Source organism: Galbibacter sp. (assembly GCF_035306585.1).
Taxonomy (GTDB): Bacteria; Bacteroidota; Bacteroidia; order Flavobacteriales; family Flavobacteriaceae; genus Galbibacter.
Map to the genome: position 1 here is coordinate 24,076 of NZ_DATGNU010000008.1, position 17,837 is coordinate 41,912.

The window sequence follows — 17,837 nt, forward strand, 5'->3', positions numbered from 1 at the left end:
GAAGTTCAAATAGCAATACAACAGTGAGATGAGAGTTTTAATTGCAGGAGCTAGTGGGTTAATTGGTCGTCAAATAACAAAACTATGTCACCAAAGGGGGGATGTGGTTCACTTTTTGACCACTGATAAATCCAAGCTTTGCAACGATGATAACTACAAGGGCTTTTTTTGGAACCCTCCAAAAAATGAGATTGATTTGGCATGTTTCTCTGGGATTGATGCAGTTATCAATCTTGCAGGAGAGAATATTGCTGCCCCTTGGACCCTATTTCGAAAAAAGAAAATTCTTAACAGTCGTATAACTTCCCTTGAACTGCTCAATAGGAGTATTCCTGAAGTTCATCAAATAAAAGCCTTTGCGACGGCTTCAGCTGTGGGTATTTATCCGCACTCTTTTACAAATTATTATGACGAAGATGAAAAAGAGTTCAGCAACGACTTTTTAGGTGCTGTAGTGCAAAGTTGGGAGCGGGAGGCTCAAAAATTAAATAAAAATCACCATTTCCCAGTAGCGATCATTAGAACTGGATTGGTATTATCAGAAACAGGTGGGGCGCTAAGTAAAATGAAAGCCATGACGGCCAAGTATCTTGGGGCAGTTATTGGTTCTGGTGAGCAATGGGTCAGCTGGATTCATATTCATGATGTCGCTTCGATTTATTTGTATTGTATTGATCAACAATTAAATGGGGTGTTTAACGCAGTAGCGCCTAATCCTATAAGTAATTTAAAATTAACCCGAGAACTCGGTAATATAATGGGTAAGCCAATAATTTTGCCCGCTGTGCCAGTGCCTGTTCTTAAATTATTTATTGGAGAACGCGCCTCCTTATTATGGGGTAGTCAGCGTGTAAGTTCTAAGAAAATTCAAGAGCGCGGATACACTTTTCACTTTACAAGTCTTAGGCCTGCTTTAAAGGATGTTTTATTACATGAAAAAAGCCAACTCTTTGAAGAATTGGCTTAGGGTAATTTGCTTGAGATTGCCTTTTTAAGATTTGCTTCCCTTTACACTTACTACAAGTTCGATTTCGTCATTGACAAATTTATCTCCTAGGTCATCAAAAATGCTTTTTGATCCATAATTGACATTCCATTGGGTTCTGTCGATGGTAAATGATTCAGAAGTTAAGGTAATAGACTCCGCGTCGTTTTTAACACTTACTGGAAAGGATATATTTTTCTTAATACCTTTAATAGTTAGGTTTCCACTTAAGATGGTTTTTCCTTCCTTTTCCTGGCTTGATGTCACTTCAAAGTAAGCCGTTGGATGTTCTTGAACATTAAAGAAGTGATCCTCTTTACCTTCTGCTGTACCTTTTAAGTGGGCCTCTAGATTCTCTTTTCCTTCGCCTGCTTTTAGGTCTGTTACGTTGATTGAATTCATATCAATTAGAAAATTTCCACTTTCTATCATCCCGCCTTTAATAGTAACGACACCAGATTCAATAGCGATCGTACCGGTGTGCTCTCCAGTAGGTTTAGAACCTTTCCAATTGATGGTGCTTTGATCAGCGTTGATCTTATACTTGATTGACTCTGAGCTCATTTGTGAAACTGTCTCTGCTTCTTTGGCGTTAGTTTGATTTTCTTTGTCACGCTTACATGCGGTGAAAACTACCATACAAGCCACTAAGGGTAGGGTGATAAATGCTTTTTTCATGATTGTTGTATCTAAGATTTTGAAGGCAAAAATATAAAATATAAGCACATTGCTTAGAAATATTTTTTGGAGATAATTTTTGGTGACATTTTGACATTTTTATAGAATTGGCAGTACTTTTGCCAATTGAAATACAGATAAATTATATTCAAAAGAGCAATGTCGAAGAAAGAAGATATAAATAAAGAGCCCATTTCAGAGAACGGAGTGGAGAAGGAGCAGCCAAATACAGAAACGGAAGCTGCTGTTGATCAAAAGGAAGAAGTAGTTGAAGGTCCAAGTGATTTGGAAAAGCTAGAATCCGAATTGGCCACTGAAAAGGATAAATTTTTAAGACTTTTCGCCGAGTTCGAAAACTATAAAAGACGCACCGCCAAGGAGCGTATCGAATTGTTTAAAACTGCTGGTCAAGATATTATGTCCGCTCTTTTGCCTGTACTTGATGATTTTGATAGAGCTCTATTAGAGATCTCAAAAACAAAAGAGAAGGAATTATTAAAAGGTGTTGAACTTATTCGTCAAAAGATGAAAACTGTTCTTGGCGGTCAGGGACTTTCAGAAATTGAGACAGCCACAGGAGATGATTTTGATGCAGAAATCCACGATGCCATTACTCAAATCCCAGCTCCAAGTGAAGAGTTAAAGGGAAAAATAGTTGATGTTATTGAAAAGGGGTATACTTTAAGCGATAAAATTATTCGTCATCCAAAAGTTGTCGTAGGGCAACAATAGACGTTTTGTCAGTTTAATTCCTGACAATTTTTAACTAACGGAAGTTTAAACTTTCTACACTAAAAATTACATGAAGCAAGATTTTTATGAAATATTAGGAGTTGACAAAGGAGCAACTGCTGCTGAAATTAAAAAAGCCTACCGTAAAAAAGCTATTCAATATCACCCGGATAAAAATCCAGGCGATAAAGAAGCGGAGGACATGTTTAAAAAAGCCGCAGAGGCCTATGAGGTTTTAAGCGACCCTGCCAAAAAACAGCGCTATGATCAATATGGTCATGCAGCCTTTGAAGGTGGCGGTGGCTACGGTGGTGGCGGAATGAACATGGAGGACATCTTTAGTCAATTCGGAGATATATTCGGAAGTGCCTTCGGAGGAGGCGGTTTTGGCGGATTTTCTGGTTTTGGTGGAGGTGCAAGAGGACATGTCAAGGGAAGTAACCTTCGCATACGCGTGAAGCTAAGTCTTGAAGAAGTAGCTAACGGCGTTGAGAAAAAGGTGAAAGTTCGACGTAAAGTACAGGCCAATGGAGTTACATTCAAAACCTGTCCTACCTGTCAAGGGACAGGGCAAGTGACTCGGATTACCAATACTATTTTAGGAAGAATGCAAACCGCTACAACCTGTAATAGTTGTGGTGGTGTTGGTCAAATTATAGATAAAAAGCCAGCAGATGCCGATGCACAAGGAATGGTGGTTCAAGAAGAAACAGTTTCTATAAAGATTCCTAGCGGAGTAGTTGATGGAATGCAACTTAAAGTTACTGGAAAAGGAAACGGAGCCCCAGGTAATAATGGTATCGCTGGAGATCTCTTGGTACTAATAGAAGAACTTGATCATCCTACGCTAAAGCGAGAAGGGGATAATCTACATTTCGATTTATACATCAGTATAGCAGAGGCCGTGCTAGGTACCTCCAAGGAAATTGATACGGTCTCAGGTAAAGTAAGAATTAAATTAGAAGAAGGAATTCAGTCTGGAAAAATCTTACGATTAAAAGGCAAGGGAATTCCAAGTATAAACGGTTATGGCGTTGGTGATCTTCTAGTACACATAAATGTATGGACACCAAAGACGCTAAATAAAGAACAGCGCGAATTTTTCGAGAGTATGTTAGATGATGAGAATTTCACTCCTCATCCGGAAAAGAGCGATAAATCGTTTTTTGAAAAAGTAAAAGATATGTTTTCTTAATTTAACTTTCGTGTTTTATAAAAAAACATATCTTTGCAATCACACTGGTTCTAACCTAGTGTTAATTTTTTCTTTTTCATAGCAATTTTTTCCCATCCTTGATATTTTTTAAGGGTGGGTTTTTATTTTAGCAAAAAAGTATTCAACTTAAACCTGATGTAAATGCCTAATTTAGTGGTTGCCGAGAATGTATCGAAGTCTTATGGTAACTATACTGCACTTAATAATGTTTCTTTGGAAATATCTAAAGGAGCAATTTTCGGACTCTTAGGGCCGAACGGTGCTGGTAAAACGACCTTGATACGCATCATAAATCAAATTACTTACCCCGATAATGGGCGAGTACTATTTAACAATACACCTTTAAATCCAAAGCACATCCAATCTATAGGCTACTTACCAGAGGAACGAGGATTGTACAAGAGTATGAAGGTTGGCGAGCAGGCACTCTACTTGGCACAGCTCAAAGGAATGTCCAAATCCCGAGCAAAAGATAAGCTACACTACTGGTTTGATCGGTTGGAGATAGGTCATTGGTGGGATAAAAAAATCCAAGAATTATCCAAAGGGATGGCTCAAAAGATTCAATTTGTAGTCACCGTGTTACACGAACCAGAATTGCTCATATTTGATGAGCCTTTTAGTGGCTTTGACCCCATCAACGCTAATCTAATAAAGGATGAAATTTTAAGACTTAACCAACAGGGTACAACCATCATATTCTCTACCCACCGCATGGAATCCGTGGAAGAGATGTGCGATCAAATAGCGCTTATTAACCGATCCAACAAAATCCTAGACGGAAAACTCGTCGATATCAAGCGAAGTTTTAAGAATGGCACATTTGAGATTGGGATTCACTGTGAAAATCAACTAAACCTAGAGCAACAACTCTCACAGAAGTTTAATGTAAGTCCTGGGGAATTCAAATCCTTTGACGGTGCTTCTAGCTTGCGAGTACGGCTTAATGAGAAGGACTCTCCTAATGATCTATTACATTATTTGACCAGTCTTGGAACGGTAAGTCATTTTGTGGAGGTGGTGCCAACAGTGAATGAAATTTTTATCGAATTTGTAAAAGACAACAGCAATGGATAAGCTCCTATTGATTATCAAACGAGAATATTTGGCGAAGGTTAGGAATAAGTCATTTATAGTGCTCACTGTACTTAGTCCAGTTTTGATAGTAGGGATGATAGCGCTTATTGTTTATCTGGCAAAGGTAAATAGCGATGATAAGCGAGTTATTGCTGTATTAGACCAAAGCACTTTCTTCGATTATCACTTTGAAAACAGTGTGCAAGAAAGTTATGTTGAATTTAAAGGATTAGAACTTCAAACTGCTCTAGATTCTGTACACCACGCAGGATTCTACGGTTTACTCTATATTCCTTCAGCAACACACATTGATAATGTAGCGGACCAAATTACCTTTTACACCAAAGTGTCTCCCAGTTTAGATTTTCTGTCCTCCCTGGAACAGCGAATTCAACATCGTATACGAGATGAGAAATTAAAAGAATTGGACATTTCTCCACAAGGAATAAAAGAGCTCAATGAAAGGTTCGAAATGAACATTGTTAATTTTAGTGGTCAAAAAAACGTAAAAGGAATTTCTGAAATCAAAGCGATCCTAGGGGGCGGTTTCGGCTATTTGATCATGATGTTTATCATAATCTATGGTGCCTTTGTTATGCGAAGCGTAATTGAAGAAAAAACCTCTCGAATCATTGAAGTGATCATTTCCTCTGTCAAGCCTTTTCAGTTAATGTTAGGCAAGATTATCGGCACCTCTTTAGCGGGAATTACGCAGTTTATGATTTGGATTATCTCCGCTGGACTTTTGTCATATGTGATGTTATCCTTTATGGGTATAGAGTTTGATGTCATTAATCACCAGGCCAATATTTCTAAAGGAGCTATAGAAGCGCTAGAGGCCTCTGCTTCTAGAGATACCTTGCAATTATATATCAATGAACTTGTGCAAATTCCCTGGGTTACCCTTGTGGGATCATTTATTTTGTACTTTTCACTAGGATATCTGATCTACAGCTCTATTTATGCAGCTATAGGCGCAGCGGTGGATAATGAAACCGATACACAGCAATTTGTTTTCCCAGTAATAACTCCTTTGATGCTGGCCATTTATGTGGGGTTTATTTCTGTATTCGACAATCCACATGGGCCCATAGCGGTTGGTTTTTCGTTGTTTCCATTAACCTCTCCTATTGTTATGATGATGCGACTTCCTAATGGAATAGGGGAAGGAGGAGTGCCTTGGTGGCAACTTATCACCTCTATCGGTATTTTAGCAATAACCTTTTTACTGATTGTTTGGCTGGCAGCTAAAATATACAGAGTAGGAATCTTAATGTATGGTAGAAAACCATCTTATAAGGAGCTATATAAATGGCTTAGGTATTAAGACTCTCCGTTTTAAATGGAGATCAGAGGTTTTGTTGTGGTGTATTTGTAAAAGAATGCTACCTTCGTAAGTGATGAAATATTTAAATTATACGCATGTCAAAGATTTTAGTGGTAGAAGATGAAGCAGCAATCCGTAGAGTACTTATAAAGATATTAACCGAGGAGAATGACTCCTACCAGGTCAGTGAGGCTGAAGATGGTTTAAAGGCCATGGAATTCCTTAAAAAGGAGGATTTTGACCTGATTATTTGTGATATCAAAATGCCAAAAATGGATGGTGTAGAAGTGCTGCAAGCTTCAAAAAAAATTAAACCTGAGGTGCCTTTTGTGATGATTTCTGGTCATGGTGATTTGGAAACAGCTGTGAACACCATGCGTTACGGTGCCTTTGATTACATTTCTAAACCGCCAGATCTGAACCGTCTACTCAACACAGTTCGCAATGCTTTGGATAGAAATGCTTTAGTGAGTGAGAATAAAAGACTCAAAAAGAAGGTCAGTAAAAATTATCAGATGATTGGGGAGAGTAAAGCGATTTCTTTCATTATTGATATGATTGAAAAGGTTGCCCCAACGGAGGCGAGGGTGATGATTACAGGACCAAATGGAACTGGTAAGGAATTAGTAGCGCACTGGATTCACGAAAAAAGTGCGCGCTCCAAAAAGCCGATGATTGAGGTCAATTGTGCGGCGATTCCTTCTGAACTCATAGAAAGTGAACTTTTTGGGCACATAAAGGGAGCTTTTACATCAGCGGTAAAGGACAGAGCTGGTAAGTTTGAGGCTGCCAATGGAGGAACCTTATTTTTAGATGAAATTGGAGATATGAGCTTATCTGCCCAAGCAAAGGTTTTAAGAGCGCTACAGGAAAATAAAATATCTAGAGTAGGTAGCGATAAGGATATCAGCGTAAATGTACGTGTTATTGCAGCCACGAATAAAGATTTAAAGAAAGAAATTGCGGCAGGTAATTTCCGTGAAGATCTCTACCATAGGTTGGCCGTCATTGTAATAGATGTTCCTTCTTTAAGTGATAGAAGGGATGACATTCCACTTTTAATCGAACACTTTGCAAAGAAAATTGCAGAAGAACAGGGTAGTGTACCTAAAGTTTTTACAGATAAAGCAGTAAAACTACTCCAGGAATACAACTGGACTGGAAATGTTCGGGAACTCAGAAACGTAGTTGAAAGGCTTATCATTCTTGGTGGAACTGAAATAAGCGAAGAAGAAGTGAAATTATTTGCTAGAAAATAACGAGTTGCAAAAGAGAACCCAACTTTATTACATAAAACAATTAAATGCAACTCAATTCGCAAGAGTCTTACCATTTTTAACCGCTATATGGGCTATATGGGCTATATTGGTAAGCTTGGAAAGAATATCTTCTAAAATTTAAAAAGGAGTGCTTTGCATTTAATTTTAAAAGACGAAAACATGATCCGCTAAGAAACAGTTTATTTCACTAAATGTACAAGTTCTTTCCAATACATTTTTTAGCTGTCACACCTATGGTGGTCGGAAAATTATGGAAGCTCAAAATGCCACCACGGAATCAATGATTATTGATTCTGCCTCATTTTATCTAACCCTCTATGGTTCGCCTTAATCCCTTAAATACTCCCGTGAAGATAAGGGGGACAAGTTCTAAAATTGAAGGGCGAACTATATCCCTTGATGTCGCAGTGATCATTCCTGTTGAGCATTAGAATATTCTGACCGAGACCTTAATGAATTCTTCAGAAGAATTTTGAATTTAAAGCTAGTTGAGATGATCGATGAAGGTTGAATTAGCAAGTGGTATATATGGTCAAGGGGAATGTATTTTGCAATTTAGTGATCGTTAGCTAATGGTGACCAAAGCTGATTTATTTTACAAAAGTAACAGCGCTATCTATTTCAAATTAGTTAAATAGGTAGCGCTGTGAATTTTTAAAGTTCTTTTTGAGCACATTTCTTAAGGGCTTCAAGTAATTTTTCTTGAGTTGCGATGGTAAGTTGAAGATAATGATTTCTGGTCTGTGATAGGTTTTCTGAGTTTAGAACTTCATCTTCTCGAGCATATCCACCATGGAGTACTTGTTGAATGTCAGTACATCCAAAACTTTTAAAAAGTTGTATATAATCTTTCTCGAGGTCAAACAACTTTTGCTCTGCTAGATGCTTTAATTTTATCTGCTGCTCGAGTTCTAATTGTCTATTTACTCTTGCTTGTTCTGCTAATTGACGTTGTTTCGCTATCTTTTCTTCTAACTCCCTTTGTTGTTCCAAAAGGCGTTGTTTTTCCTGTTCAAGCTTTTTTTGCTCTTGCAAGTAATTAATTGTTTCTGTAGAATTGTCGGCTTGAGTGTTCGTTGTTTCTGGGGTGTAATTAATAGAGGCGGAGACGCCACCACTGGTGCAAATATCTAATTTTGACATTAAGAACTGCAAGTGCTCATAAGCATGTTGGGAGTAGAATCTTCCTGCTTCCCAATCCACAGGATCCGTAGCTTGTTTTAAATTGTCTAAACCATCTAAGATAGGAGGGACAGCCTCTGAGCAACCACAGGTTTCAACGAGTGATTTAGTTTTTTCCAAGGCTTCTAAAGCTCTATCTGCATAATACTTTTGGTGATCAAAGTTATCTGAGCTTAAGGATTTTTTGGTATGAGAAAGGGCATAGGTGGCTTGTGAGTAAGCAGAATTGCATTGGGCAATACTGTACTGGGTAATAAAAATAAGGAGAAAAAACAATGTTGTTTTCTTCATGACAATATGTAATTAAGTTCAATTATTTTGGGTGAAACAATAATACAACTTAAATTGTAATTCGAAAAACCTTTGTGGTGAACATCCTTTAAATAGTGGCTAAAGTTAGCTTTTAAAAGGTTTAGTCCTTTTGGATTGTTAATGGTATAACGAAAGCCTTTACGATATTAAATTTTAGTATATGGATAAAATTAAAACTTCAGATTATCGCGTAGATAATACAATTCATCTTAAAGATCTACCTACGCTTAACATGTTAAACACTACGGAAAAAAAGTTAAAAAAGCGTCTGCGTGATACCCGTGATAAACTAAGTAAATTACAAGATGTCTTTTATGCTCATAACAAGTACAGTGTCCTGGTATGTTTTCAAGGTATGGATACTGCAGGAAAGGATAGTCTTATTCGGGAGGTGTTTCAGGATTTTAACTCACGAGGTGTTGTGGTTCACAGTTTTAAAACACCGACCTTTAAAGAAAAGCAACACGACTATTTATGGCGTCACTATAGAGCCCTTCCTGATCGAGGGAAGTTTGGTGTTTTTAACCGAACTCATTATGAGAATGTCCTCGTAACCAGGGTACATCCAGAATATATCCTTGGGGAGAATATCCCAGGGATCAATAGTGTGGATGATATTGATGAAAACTTCTGGGAAGCTCGATTTGAGCAAATCAATAACTTTGAAAAACACCTAGTGGCCAATGGTACAATAATTTTTAAATTTTTTCTTCATATTTCCAAAGAGGAGCAAAAAAACAGACTGCTAAGAAGATTGATTCGAGTGGATAAAAACTGGAAGTTTTCCCCTGGCGATTTGGAGGAAAGAGAATTGTGGGATCAGTATCAGGACTGTTATGAGAAAGCCATCAATAACACCTCTACAAAAGTGGCACCTTGGTATATCATCCCTTCTGATAATAAAAAAGCAGCACGAACAATAGTAGCGGACATTCTTTATGACGAATTAAAAGTTATTGAGGAAGTACGTTATCCAACTCTGGACCCGAACATCAAATCGCAAATTGAACATTACAAACAACTATTAAATGAGTCATAGCATTTTTAGACCGCTTTGTAGGATGATCTAAGGAGGTTGGGATTTAGAAGTTCTAATAGGACCATAAACTACGGCATGTATGTTATAATATCTTAGATGTTAAAATCTCAACATTTTTGTCTGGTATTGAGAAAATTCTAGGTTTCTTAAGTTCACAAACTACAAATAAGTTTATCTTCGCAAGATAACTTAAACTTAAACTAAATTTATTTGGCATGGCAATAATTACTTTTGTAGGCTTTACCCTTCTAGTAGCGGTAATAGCTTATTTTGCTACACGTAAAACAAATGAAAAGACTTCAGATGGCTATTTTCTAGGCGGAAGGAGCCTTACCGCTGGTGTGGTTGCTGGTTCACTATTGCTGACCAATCTATCCACCGAACAAATCGTCGGACTTAACGGACAAGCCTTCTCTGAGGGGCTCTCTGTAATGGCTTGGGAAACATTGGCAGCTATATCGATCGTAGTTACCGCGATTTTTTTATTACCTAAATATTTAAAAGGAGGACTCACTACAGTTCCACAATTCTTAGAAATACGGTATGATAAGACCACCAAATCTATTGCTTCTGGATTGTTTTTATTAGGCTATGTAGTTATTCTTTTACCAATTGTATTGTATTCTGGATCCATCGCCATTTCTGATATGTTTAATGTTCCAGCTCTTCTGGGTGTTTCTCATGAGGTTTCTATTTGGATTTGTGTATGGGGAATTGGGGTTATTGGATCCATATATGCCATTTTTGGTGGGTTAAAGGCCGTTGCAGTCTCCGATACTGTCAATGCTATTGGACTTTTAATTGGAGGGTTAATGATCCCTGTGTTTGGGTTAATGGCTATAGGTGATGGTTCTGTGACCGAGGGAATCACAACATTGATGGCGGAGGCACCTGAGAAGTTCAAATCCATGGGGACACCTACTAATTCCGTTCCTTTTAGTACAATATTCACTGGGATGATGCTTGTTCAGTTATTTTACTGGGGAACCAATCAAGCGATTATCCAACGTGCGTTGGCAGCCAAAAATCTGAAAGAAGGACAGAAAGGACTTTTGTTAGCAGCATTTTTTAAGATATTAGGGCCGCTCATTGTTGTGCTTCCAGGTATTATTGCATATTACCTTTTAGGAAATGAAATTGATACTCCTGATAGAGCGTATGCTTTACTTGTCAGTGCTGTTTTACCAAAAGTATTTTTAGGTTTTTTTGCAGCCGTTTTGTTTGGTGCCATTTTAAGTTCTTTCAATAGTGCTTTAAATAGTTCGGTAACACTATTTTCCATCGATTTCTACACAGAGTATATTAAAAAGGATGCCTCCGAACTTGATGTGATCCGCAAAGGAAAATACTTCGGAATTGTCCTTGCTATTCTCTCGATGCTAATTGCGCCTCTGATTGCAAAGGCTCCTCAAGGATTGTTTGGTTATCTTCAAGAGGTAAACGGTTGTTATAGTATACCAATTCTTACCATCATCGTTGTGGGGTATTTGACAAAAAGGGTTCCCGCATTGGCTGCCAAAGTTGGAATTCTTTCAGGAAGTTTACTTTATATCATTAGCCAATTCATCATAAAACCAATTGTGTCCAATAACGCTGTTGAAGCAGCTATGGCCTCAGGTGTTACGGATGCCACCGAATTGGCCCTTGTGGAATCGCAGGCATACCCACACTATCTGCATGTGATGGCAATTCTGTTTGTTACAAACATTATCATCATGTTAGTGATCGGGAAATTATATCCAAGGAAAACTGAATTTGTTCTTGAATATACTGAGAAAGTAAATATTGAGCCCTATAAGTATTTGGTGCCAGTTGGATTGTTCATCTGTGCGATCGTAGTGGGTATATATTACTACTTCTCATAAAAGCCATAAAACTATTTACAGATAGAAAGATACGCCCGATTGGCGTATCTTTTTGGTTATAAACCCATAGGCGGTTTAACTAAGTACGTGGATTTTTAGTATTTTTATTCAAAATGCTAGAAACACGAAATATTTATGTTCAGACCAGCCCTGAATTGCGACTTAGGTGAGGGAACTAATAATGAAGCACACATCATGCCTTGGATAAATTCATGTAGCATTGCATGTGGAGGACATGCTGGTAATCTTAAGAGTATGGAAAGGGCAATCATGCTTGCCAAAGAAAATAATATTTTTGCCGGTGCGCATCCTTCTTATCCAGATCGAGAAAATTTCGGCAGAGTCCCAATGAAAATGGCGGATCACGAATTTATTTTCAGTATTAGAGGTCAACTTGAAGATTTTAATCTTATGCTCGAAAAGCATCAAGTACCGCTACATCACATTAAGCCTCATGGCGCATTATACAATCAAATTGCGATAGATCTCCAGGCCTCCTACAGATTTTTAGAGGCTATTGAAAACTATAAATCCATTTGTTTTTTGTATGTGCCATTTGGATCCATAATCGCAGAAGTTGCAATAAAACAAGGTTTCTCTATAAAATATGAAGCCTTTGGTGATCGTTGTTACATGGACGATCTTAGTCTTATGCCGCGAAACCGTCCTGGTGCAGTAATTCAGGACAAACAGCAGGTATACGATCAGATTTTTAACATTTATACAAAAGGTAGGGTGATAACTAATACGGGAAACAAGGTGGAATTAAGGGCTGATACCTTTTGTATTCACTCAGATACCGCCGATGCCTTTATGATACTTAAATTTTTACAAGAACAATTTCAAAAATCTGAATTTGGATAAATTTAAACTTTCATATAAGCCTTATGGCCAAAATGCACTGTTGATTGAATGGCCAAGGATGATAAATGAGTCGGTTTTGCAGGATATATTGAGGTTCAAACAGCTCATCGCAGTTGATTATCCTGAATTAGAACAGATTCCTGCGTATAATTCCCTTTGCCTTGTGGCGCGTAGACCGATAGATTTTGAAAAACTTACCGCTGGTATTAAAGCTATATATGCCAAAGGTTTTATCCTTCCCAAGCGCAATAAAAAAGTATGGAGGATTCCAGTGTGTTATGACTTGGATTTTGGAATCGATATGGAAGAATTTTCTCTGGAAAAGAAAATGCCAATACGTCACATTATTGATCTACATACCGAGCCTGTTTATACGGTATATTGTATAGGGTTCTTACCGGGTTTCATGTATTTAGGAGGGTTAAACAGCGCCTTAATTCAACCACGAAGATCTGAACCGCGCCTTAGCATACCCAAGGGATCTGTTGGTATTGGAGGAACACAAACTGGAGTATATCCACAAGAATCTCCTGGAGGATGGAATATTATTGGGAATTCTCCAGTGCCGTTATTTAACCCATCTAGTAAGAAACCTTGCATGATTTCCGTTGGGGATGGGATTAAGTTTTATCCAATTGATAAATCAGAACACCAGTTAATGACAATCCAAGTAGAAACAAAGATTTTTGAATTTAAATCTTACCAGAGCAATGATTGAGGTACTTAAGACAGGTTTTTTAACCAGCATACAGGATAGTGGGCGTTATGGGCACAGACATCATGGTGTACCAATAAGTGGTGCTATGGATGAGGTATCCGCTAATATGGCCAATGCATTACTTGGAAATAATAAAGAGGACGCAGTAATGGAAATTACTCTTAGTGGACCTGAATTATTGTTTGAATCCGATGCTAGCATCGCTATTAGCGGAGCTTTTATGTCACCAACAATTAATGAGCAAGAATTACTCAATGATGAAGTTTATCATGTGACGGCGGGTTCGATATTAAAATTTGGAAGGCCTAGACGCGGGATCCGGTGTTATCTAGCGGTTTTAGGTGGATTTAAAACAGTACGTGTTCTAGGGAGTCGTTCGTGGTATAGTTCGGTAACTCCAGTGGATCGTCTATCGGTAGGGATGCATTTACCACTGGCTGACAAGCCTGTGTTAAAGAAAAAACCTAAATTACCAGTTAATTCTGCTCATAATTATAATTCAAATATTATAGAAGTGGAGAAGGGGCCAGAGTTTGATCTTTTATCCAAGCATCAAAAGGCACAACTTCTCAACGGCATTTTCAATATTGCCAAACAAAATAACCGGATGGCCTACCAACTTAAGCAACAGATCCTAAAACATTCATATTCTATTTTAACTTCGTCAACTTTACCAGGTACAGTGCAATTGACACCTTCTGGTAGGTTAATTATCTTGATGAAGGATGCTCAGACCACTGGGGGGTATCCAAGGATCCTACAGTTAACAGATGCTGCTATAGCACTTCTTTCACAAAAAAGCACCTCAGAAGAAATAGATTTTGTCTTAAAACAATAATTTGAAAGCATCTTTGGTAGGATTTTCGAAAGAACTATTCTTTTAAAGGATGGCATGATGGTAAAGTCACTTAGCAGACATAGGAATGTTTTTACTTGATTTTAAGGGCTTTTACTTAATTCATTGAGCAAATGTTTAACTTCTGTATTAAAAAGATCCTGCTTTACAAATAAATTGAATATTTTTGAAGTGTTTTTAAAACGAAAGAATTAATCTTGAAGTATATGTCACATAATTTATTAAAAGGAAAAAGAGGAATCATTTTTGGAGCTTTGGATGAGAATTCCATTGCTTGGAAAACTGCAGTAAAAGCTCATGAAGAAGGTGCTGTTTTTGTATTGTCCAACGCGCCGATCGCAATGAGAATGGGGCAAATTAACGAGCTTGCAGAGCAAACTAGTTCACAAATTATTCCAGCTGATGCCACTAACATCGAAGATCTTGAGAACTTAGTGGATCAGGCCGTTGAGATTCTTGGTGGTAAAATCGACTTTGTATTACATTCCATCGGAATGTCTATAAACGTTAGAAAAGGAAGACATTATACCGACCAGAACTACGATTTCACCCAAAAAGGTTGGGATGTGTCGGCGTTATCTTTCCATAAGGTTTGTCAAACATTGTATAAAAAAGATGCAATGAACCAGTGGGGTAGTATTGTAGCACTTACCTATATGGCAGCTCAACGTGTTTTTCCAGATTACAATGATATGGCAGACAACAAGGCTTATTTGGAATCTATCGCAAGAAGTTTTGGATATTACTTTGGAAAAGAAAAGAATGTTAGGGTAAATACCATTTCACAATCACCAACGCCAACTACAGCTGGTAAAGGCGTAAAAGGTTTTGATGGGTTTATTGCTTACGCAGAAATGATGTCTCCACTTGGAAATGCAACTGCGGAGGATTGTGCTAACTATACCGTGAGTTTGTTCTCGGATTTCACGCGAAAAGTAACCATGCAGAATCTATATCACGATGGTGGCTTTACAAGTACTGGGGTGAGCAATGATGTGATGGAAAAATTTATGAAGGAAGATTAATTCATAAATAGCAATACGATTTGAGCTGTTTAAAGGTTATATCAATGGATGATTACTTTAAACAGCTTTTTTAATTTTATAACTTCGGTATGAAACTTCAGTTTTCATTTATAATCCCGGTATATAACAGACCTGAAGAAGTTGAAGAACTTCTTGCAAGCATGGTACATTTAAAAGAGGGTGGGGACTTTGAGGTAGTGCTGGTAGAGGATGGCTCTACCAGACCCTGTAAGGATGTTACTGATCGCTATAGCAATCAGTTGAATATCGCCTATTACTTCAAGGCTAATTCTGGCCCTGGAGATTCTCGTAATTACGGCATGGGGAAAGCTAAAGGAAATTACTTTATTATACTGGATTCTGATTGTATTTTACCCAGTACGTATCTGGAGAGTGTGAAAAAAGGCCTTTCAAAGAAGTATACCGATTGTTTCGGCGGGCCGGATACAGCTCATGAATCTTTCTCTGCAATTCAAAAGGCCATTAACTACAGTATGACCTCTTGGCTAACCACTGGAGGGATCCGTGGAAAAAGTGGAAGTGTTAACAAATTTCAGCCCAGGAGTTTCAATATGGGGCTTTCAAAAAAGGCTTTTTTAACCACTGGGGGATTTGGTAAAATCCACCCAGGGGAGGATCCTGATTTAACACTGCGCTTATGGAAGGCTGGATTTGAAACGAAACTTATTCCGAATGCTTTTGTTTATCACAAAAGAAGGATTTCCTGGGAGAAGTTTTATATACAGGTAAATAAGTTTGGGATGACCCGACCTATTTTAAATCAATGGCACCCTGAGTCACGTAAAATCACCTATTGGTTTCCCAGTTTGTTTATTTTTGGATTTTTGATCGCTCTATTATTTTGGTGTGCAGGTTTTAACTGGTTTTTAGGGGTTTATGGTCTATTTGCACTCCTGATTTTTATAGACGCGCTAAGAAGTACCAAAAGCCTTTATATAGCTGTGATGTCTGTATACGCTAGTGCTATCCAATTTCTAGGCTACGGTTTAGGCTTTGCTAAATCCACAATTTTAATTACCTTTTCAAAGAAAAAACCTGAAGTGCTTTTTCCAAATCTCTTTTTTAAATAATGTTAAGAAAAGTCGGTAAAAAAATCAAAAAGCTCTTAAGCAGACCAAAGGCATCCATGTTTTTAATGTTTTTGGTCATTTCATTTTTTATATGGTTTTTAATTACACTATCCGATACATATGTATCTCAGCTGAATTTCAAAGTCACCTATTCCGGTATCCCAAAGGAAAAATTAGTGTTAGGCAAACCTACCAATTCTATTGAAGCTACCGTTCAGGCTACTGGCTTTAAATTATTGACATACAGACTATTTAGGCAAAGTGTTGATCTTCCCTATGCAGACTTTAGAAAGCAAAAAGACATCAATTACATGCTTGCTATCGATTTAGAATCCGCGATAAATAGACAATACAGTTCTCTAGTGGTTAAACGTCTGGATTTGGATTCTTTAAAATTAACCTTAGGTGAAAATATCAAAAGAATCGTACCTGTGATTTCTCGGTTGTTATTCTCCTTTGAAGAGGATTTTAATTTAAGCGATTCCATTTCTATCGAACCTGATAGTATCTGGGTTCGTGGGCCAGAGGATGTTGTTTCTAAAATGGATCGAGTTCATACCGAAATTAAAAATTATAAAAATGTTCATAATTCCATTAATACTACCGTAAGACTTTCCTTACCAGATTCTCTTAATAACCTGGAATATCAGACCAAACAAGTGAATATTGTGGTGCCTGTGGAGCGTTATTCTGAAAAAGTATTAAAGTTAAATGTGCAGGTAAAAAACCTACCGTCAAACATCAGCATAAAGCTTTATCCTCCTATGGTTGAGGTGTTATGTAAAGCCCCTATTTCTCAACTTAAAAATATTCAGATGACCGATTTTGAAGTGGAATGTGATTTTAATGATACCAATGATCAGATCCCTTATCTTATTCCAAGGATCACCAAAAAGCCATCATTTGTTAGTTCCGTCAAACTTATAGATCAAAAGATTGAATTTTTAACCAAAACTACAGCACAATGATCATAGGACTAACTGGAGGTATTGGTAGTGGCAAATCTACAATCGCCTCTTTTTTTAAGGAATTGGGAGTGCCTGTCTATATTGCGGATGACAGAGCAAAGCAGCTTATGGAAGATGATGAAAGTATTAAAAAACGCATCATAGAGGAATTTGGGGAAAAAGCATATGATGAATCTAAACCGAACCGATACTACATTGCTCAAATCGTGTTTAACAACCCTAGTAAACTTGCTGTTTTAAACGGAATCATTCATCCTGCGGTAAGAGCTGATTTTGATTCTTGGTACAAAAGGCAGGATGCTCCCTATGTGATAAAAGAAGTAGCCATACTTTTTGAATCTGGTGGAGATCAGTTGTGTGATGCTATCATTAGTGTAACGGCGCCAGAGGAAATTCGTATTGACCGTGTCGTTAACAGAGATCAAACTACTAGAGAGGCCGTAAAGGATCGCATCAAAAATCAGTGGACCGATCAGCAGCGGATCGAAAAATCCACCTATGTCATTGAGAACATTGATCTAGACTCCACAAAAGAAAAAGTATATAAAATCCACGATCATATACTTAAAAAAACGATTTGAAACAAAAAATTTAACATTTTTGTTAAGGTTAGGTTAAAACC

At 37.6% G+C, this 17,837-nt stretch carries 17 protein-coding genes; 15 read left to right on the plus strand and 2 right to left on the minus strand.

Annotated features, from left to right (window positions below; translation table 11 throughout):
- Positions 1–28: 28 nt before the first annotated feature.
- On the plus strand, positions 29–967 hold the full coding sequence (locus tag VKY50_RS01000) for a TIGR01777 family oxidoreductase (RefSeq protein WP_324297933.1): 939 nt from the start codon (positions 29–31) through the stop codon (positions 965–967).
- 24 nt (positions 968–991) lie between these two features.
- Here VKY50_RS01000 and VKY50_RS01005 read toward each other — a convergent pair whose 3' ends face one another.
- A complete protein-coding gene (locus VKY50_RS01005) occupies positions 992–1,663 on the minus strand; it encodes a YceI family protein (RefSeq protein ID WP_324297935.1) in 672 nt (223 codons plus the stop codon).
- A 159-nt stretch (positions 1,664–1,822) separates the two neighbouring features.
- On the opposite strand from VKY50_RS01005, the gene VKY50_RS01010 reads away from it, so the two are divergent.
- The 5 genes from VKY50_RS01010 to VKY50_RS01030 all read left to right on the plus strand — a co-directional run bounded on the left by VKY50_RS01010 (position 1,823) and on the right by VKY50_RS01030 (position 7,274).
- Positions 1,823–2,395 (plus strand): nucleotide exchange factor GrpE, encoded by a 573-nt coding sequence (locus VKY50_RS01010; RefSeq protein ID WP_324297937.1) that lies wholly within the window; start codon positions 1,823–1,825, stop codon positions 2,393–2,395.
- Positions 2,396–2,465: 70 nt separating this feature from the next.
- Positions 2,466–3,590, plus strand: a complete 1,125-nt coding sequence (dnaJ, locus tag VKY50_RS01015) for a molecular chaperone DnaJ (protein WP_324297939.1) — start codon at positions 2,466–2,468, stop codon at positions 3,588–3,590.
- Between the two features lie 162 nt (positions 3,591–3,752).
- On the plus strand, positions 3,753–4,688 hold the full coding sequence (locus VKY50_RS01020; protein WP_324297941.1) for an ABC transporter ATP-binding protein: 936 nt from the start codon (positions 3,753–3,755) through the stop codon (positions 4,686–4,688).
- Complete coding sequence (locus tag VKY50_RS01025) at positions 4,681–6,015, plus strand: ABC transporter permease (protein WP_324297943.1); 1,335 nt, start codon at positions 4,681–4,683, stop codon at positions 6,013–6,015. Before VKY50_RS01020 ends, VKY50_RS01025 begins: the two co-directional genes overlap by 8 nt.
- A gap of 95 nt (positions 6,016–6,110) precedes the next feature.
- Positions 6,111–7,274 carry a sigma-54-dependent transcriptional regulator gene (locus tag VKY50_RS01030; protein WP_324297946.1) on the plus strand — a complete coding sequence of 388 codons (1,164 nt, stop codon included), beginning with the start codon at positions 6,111–6,113 and terminating at the stop codon, positions 7,272–7,274.
- Positions 7,275–7,949: 675 nt separating this feature from the next.
- Here the strand turns inward: VKY50_RS01030 and VKY50_RS01035 are convergent.
- A complete protein-coding gene (locus VKY50_RS01035; RefSeq protein ID WP_324297948.1) occupies positions 7,950–8,768 on the minus strand; it encodes a hypothetical protein in 819 nt (272 codons plus the stop codon).
- A gap of 181 nt (positions 8,769–8,949) precedes the next feature.
- On the opposite strand from VKY50_RS01035, the gene VKY50_RS01040 reads away from it, so the two are divergent.
- The 9 genes from VKY50_RS01040 (at position 8,950) to coaE (ending at position 17,796) form a co-directional block, all read left to right on the plus strand.
- The gene (locus VKY50_RS01040) at positions 8,950–9,828 is read left to right on the plus strand and encodes a PPK2 family polyphosphate kinase (RefSeq protein ID WP_324297950.1); all 879 of its coding nucleotides are present in this window, start codon (positions 8,950–8,952) and stop codon (positions 9,826–9,828) included.
- A gap of 215 nt (positions 9,829–10,043) precedes the next feature.
- The gene (locus VKY50_RS01045) at positions 10,044–11,693 is read left to right on the plus strand and encodes a solute:sodium symporter family transporter (protein WP_324297952.1); all 1,650 of its coding nucleotides are present in this window, start codon (positions 10,044–10,046) and stop codon (positions 11,691–11,693) included.
- 135 nt (positions 11,694–11,828) lie between these two features.
- Entirely contained in the window at positions 11,829–12,557 is a 729-nt protein-coding gene (locus VKY50_RS01050; protein ID WP_324297954.1) for a LamB/YcsF family protein, read from the plus strand.
- The gene (gene pxpB / locus VKY50_RS01055; RefSeq protein ID WP_324297956.1) at positions 12,550–13,275 is read left to right on the plus strand and encodes a 5-oxoprolinase subunit PxpB; all 726 of its coding nucleotides are present in this window, start codon (positions 12,550–12,552) and stop codon (positions 13,273–13,275) included. The genes VKY50_RS01050 and pxpB overlap by 8 nt, the downstream gene beginning before the upstream one ends.
- Positions 13,268–14,113 (plus strand): 5-oxoprolinase subunit C family protein, encoded by an 846-nt coding sequence (locus VKY50_RS01060; protein ID WP_324297958.1) that lies wholly within the window; start codon positions 13,268–13,270, stop codon positions 14,111–14,113. Before pxpB ends, VKY50_RS01060 begins: the two co-directional genes overlap by 8 nt.
- 224 nt (positions 14,114–14,337) lie before the next feature.
- Positions 14,338–15,156, plus strand: a complete 819-nt coding sequence (locus VKY50_RS01065; protein ID WP_324297959.1) for an enoyl-ACP reductase FabI — start codon at positions 14,338–14,340, stop codon at positions 15,154–15,156.
- Positions 15,157–15,245: 89 nt separating this feature from the next.
- A complete protein-coding gene (locus VKY50_RS01070; RefSeq protein WP_324297961.1) occupies positions 15,246–16,247 on the plus strand; it encodes a glycosyltransferase family 2 protein in 1,002 nt (333 codons plus the stop codon).
- Positions 16,247–17,215: a YbbR-like domain-containing protein gene (locus VKY50_RS01075; RefSeq protein WP_324297963.1), complete on the plus strand. Its 969-nt coding sequence runs from the start codon at positions 16,247–16,249 to the stop codon at positions 17,213–17,215. Before VKY50_RS01070 ends, VKY50_RS01075 begins: the two co-directional genes overlap by 1 nt.
- Complete coding sequence (gene coaE, locus VKY50_RS01080) at positions 17,212–17,796, plus strand: dephospho-CoA kinase (RefSeq protein WP_324297965.1); 585 nt, start codon at positions 17,212–17,214, stop codon at positions 17,794–17,796. The genes VKY50_RS01075 and coaE overlap by 4 nt, the downstream gene beginning before the upstream one ends.
- The last annotated feature ends 41 nt before the right edge of the window (positions 17,797–17,837 follow it).

What these genes read in the sequence shown, in the direction of transcription:
- VKY50_RS01010 (WP_324297937.1), top strand. Translation starts at nt 1,823, where the DNA reads ATGTCGAAGAAAGAAGATATAAATAAAGAGCCCATTTCAGAGAACGGA.
- dnaJ (WP_324297939.1), top strand. Translation starts at nt 2,466, where the DNA reads ATGAAGCAAGATTTTTATGAAATATTAGGAGTTGACAAAGGAGCAACT.
- VKY50_RS01005 (WP_324297935.1), bottom strand. Translation starts at nt 1,663, where the DNA reads ATGAAAAAAGCATTTATCACCCTACCCTTAGTGGCTTGTATGGTAGTT.
- VKY50_RS01065 (WP_324297959.1), top strand. Translation starts at nt 14,338, where the DNA reads ATGTCACATAATTTATTAAAAGGAAAAAGAGGAATCATTTTTGGAGCT.
- VKY50_RS01075 (WP_324297963.1), top strand. Translation starts at nt 16,247, where the DNA reads ATGTTAAGAAAAGTCGGTAAAAAAATCAAAAAGCTCTTAAGCAGACCA.
- VKY50_RS01040 (WP_324297950.1), top strand. Translation starts at nt 8,950, where the DNA reads ATGGATAAAATTAAAACTTCAGATTATCGCGTAGATAATACAATTCAT.
- VKY50_RS01030 (WP_324297946.1), top strand. Translation starts at nt 6,111, where the DNA reads ATGTCAAAGATTTTAGTGGTAGAAGATGAAGCAGCAATCCGTAGAGTA.
- VKY50_RS01050 (WP_324297954.1), top strand. Translation starts at nt 11,829, where the DNA reads ATGTTCAGACCAGCCCTGAATTGCGACTTAGGTGAGGGAACTAATAAT.
- VKY50_RS01000 (WP_324297933.1), top strand. Translation starts at nt 29, where the DNA reads ATGAGAGTTTTAATTGCAGGAGCTAGTGGGTTAATTGGTCGTCAAATA.
- VKY50_RS01020 (WP_324297941.1), top strand. Translation starts at nt 3,753, where the DNA reads ATGCCTAATTTAGTGGTTGCCGAGAATGTATCGAAGTCTTATGGTAAC.
- VKY50_RS01035 (WP_324297948.1), bottom strand. Translation starts at nt 8,768, where the DNA reads ATGAAGAAAACAACATTGTTTTTTCTCCTTATTTTTATTACCCAGTAC.
- VKY50_RS01025 (WP_324297943.1), top strand. Translation starts at nt 4,681, where the DNA reads ATGGATAAGCTCCTATTGATTATCAAACGAGAATATTTGGCGAAGGTT.
- VKY50_RS01060 (WP_324297958.1), top strand. Translation starts at nt 13,268, where the DNA reads ATGATTGAGGTACTTAAGACAGGTTTTTTAACCAGCATACAGGATAGT.
- coaE (WP_324297965.1), top strand. Translation starts at nt 17,212, where the DNA reads ATGATCATAGGACTAACTGGAGGTATTGGTAGTGGCAAATCTACAATC.
- VKY50_RS01045 (WP_324297952.1), top strand. Translation starts at nt 10,044, where the DNA reads ATGGCAATAATTACTTTTGTAGGCTTTACCCTTCTAGTAGCGGTAATA.
- VKY50_RS01070 (WP_324297961.1), top strand. Translation starts at nt 15,246, where the DNA reads ATGAAACTTCAGTTTTCATTTATAATCCCGGTATATAACAGACCTGAA.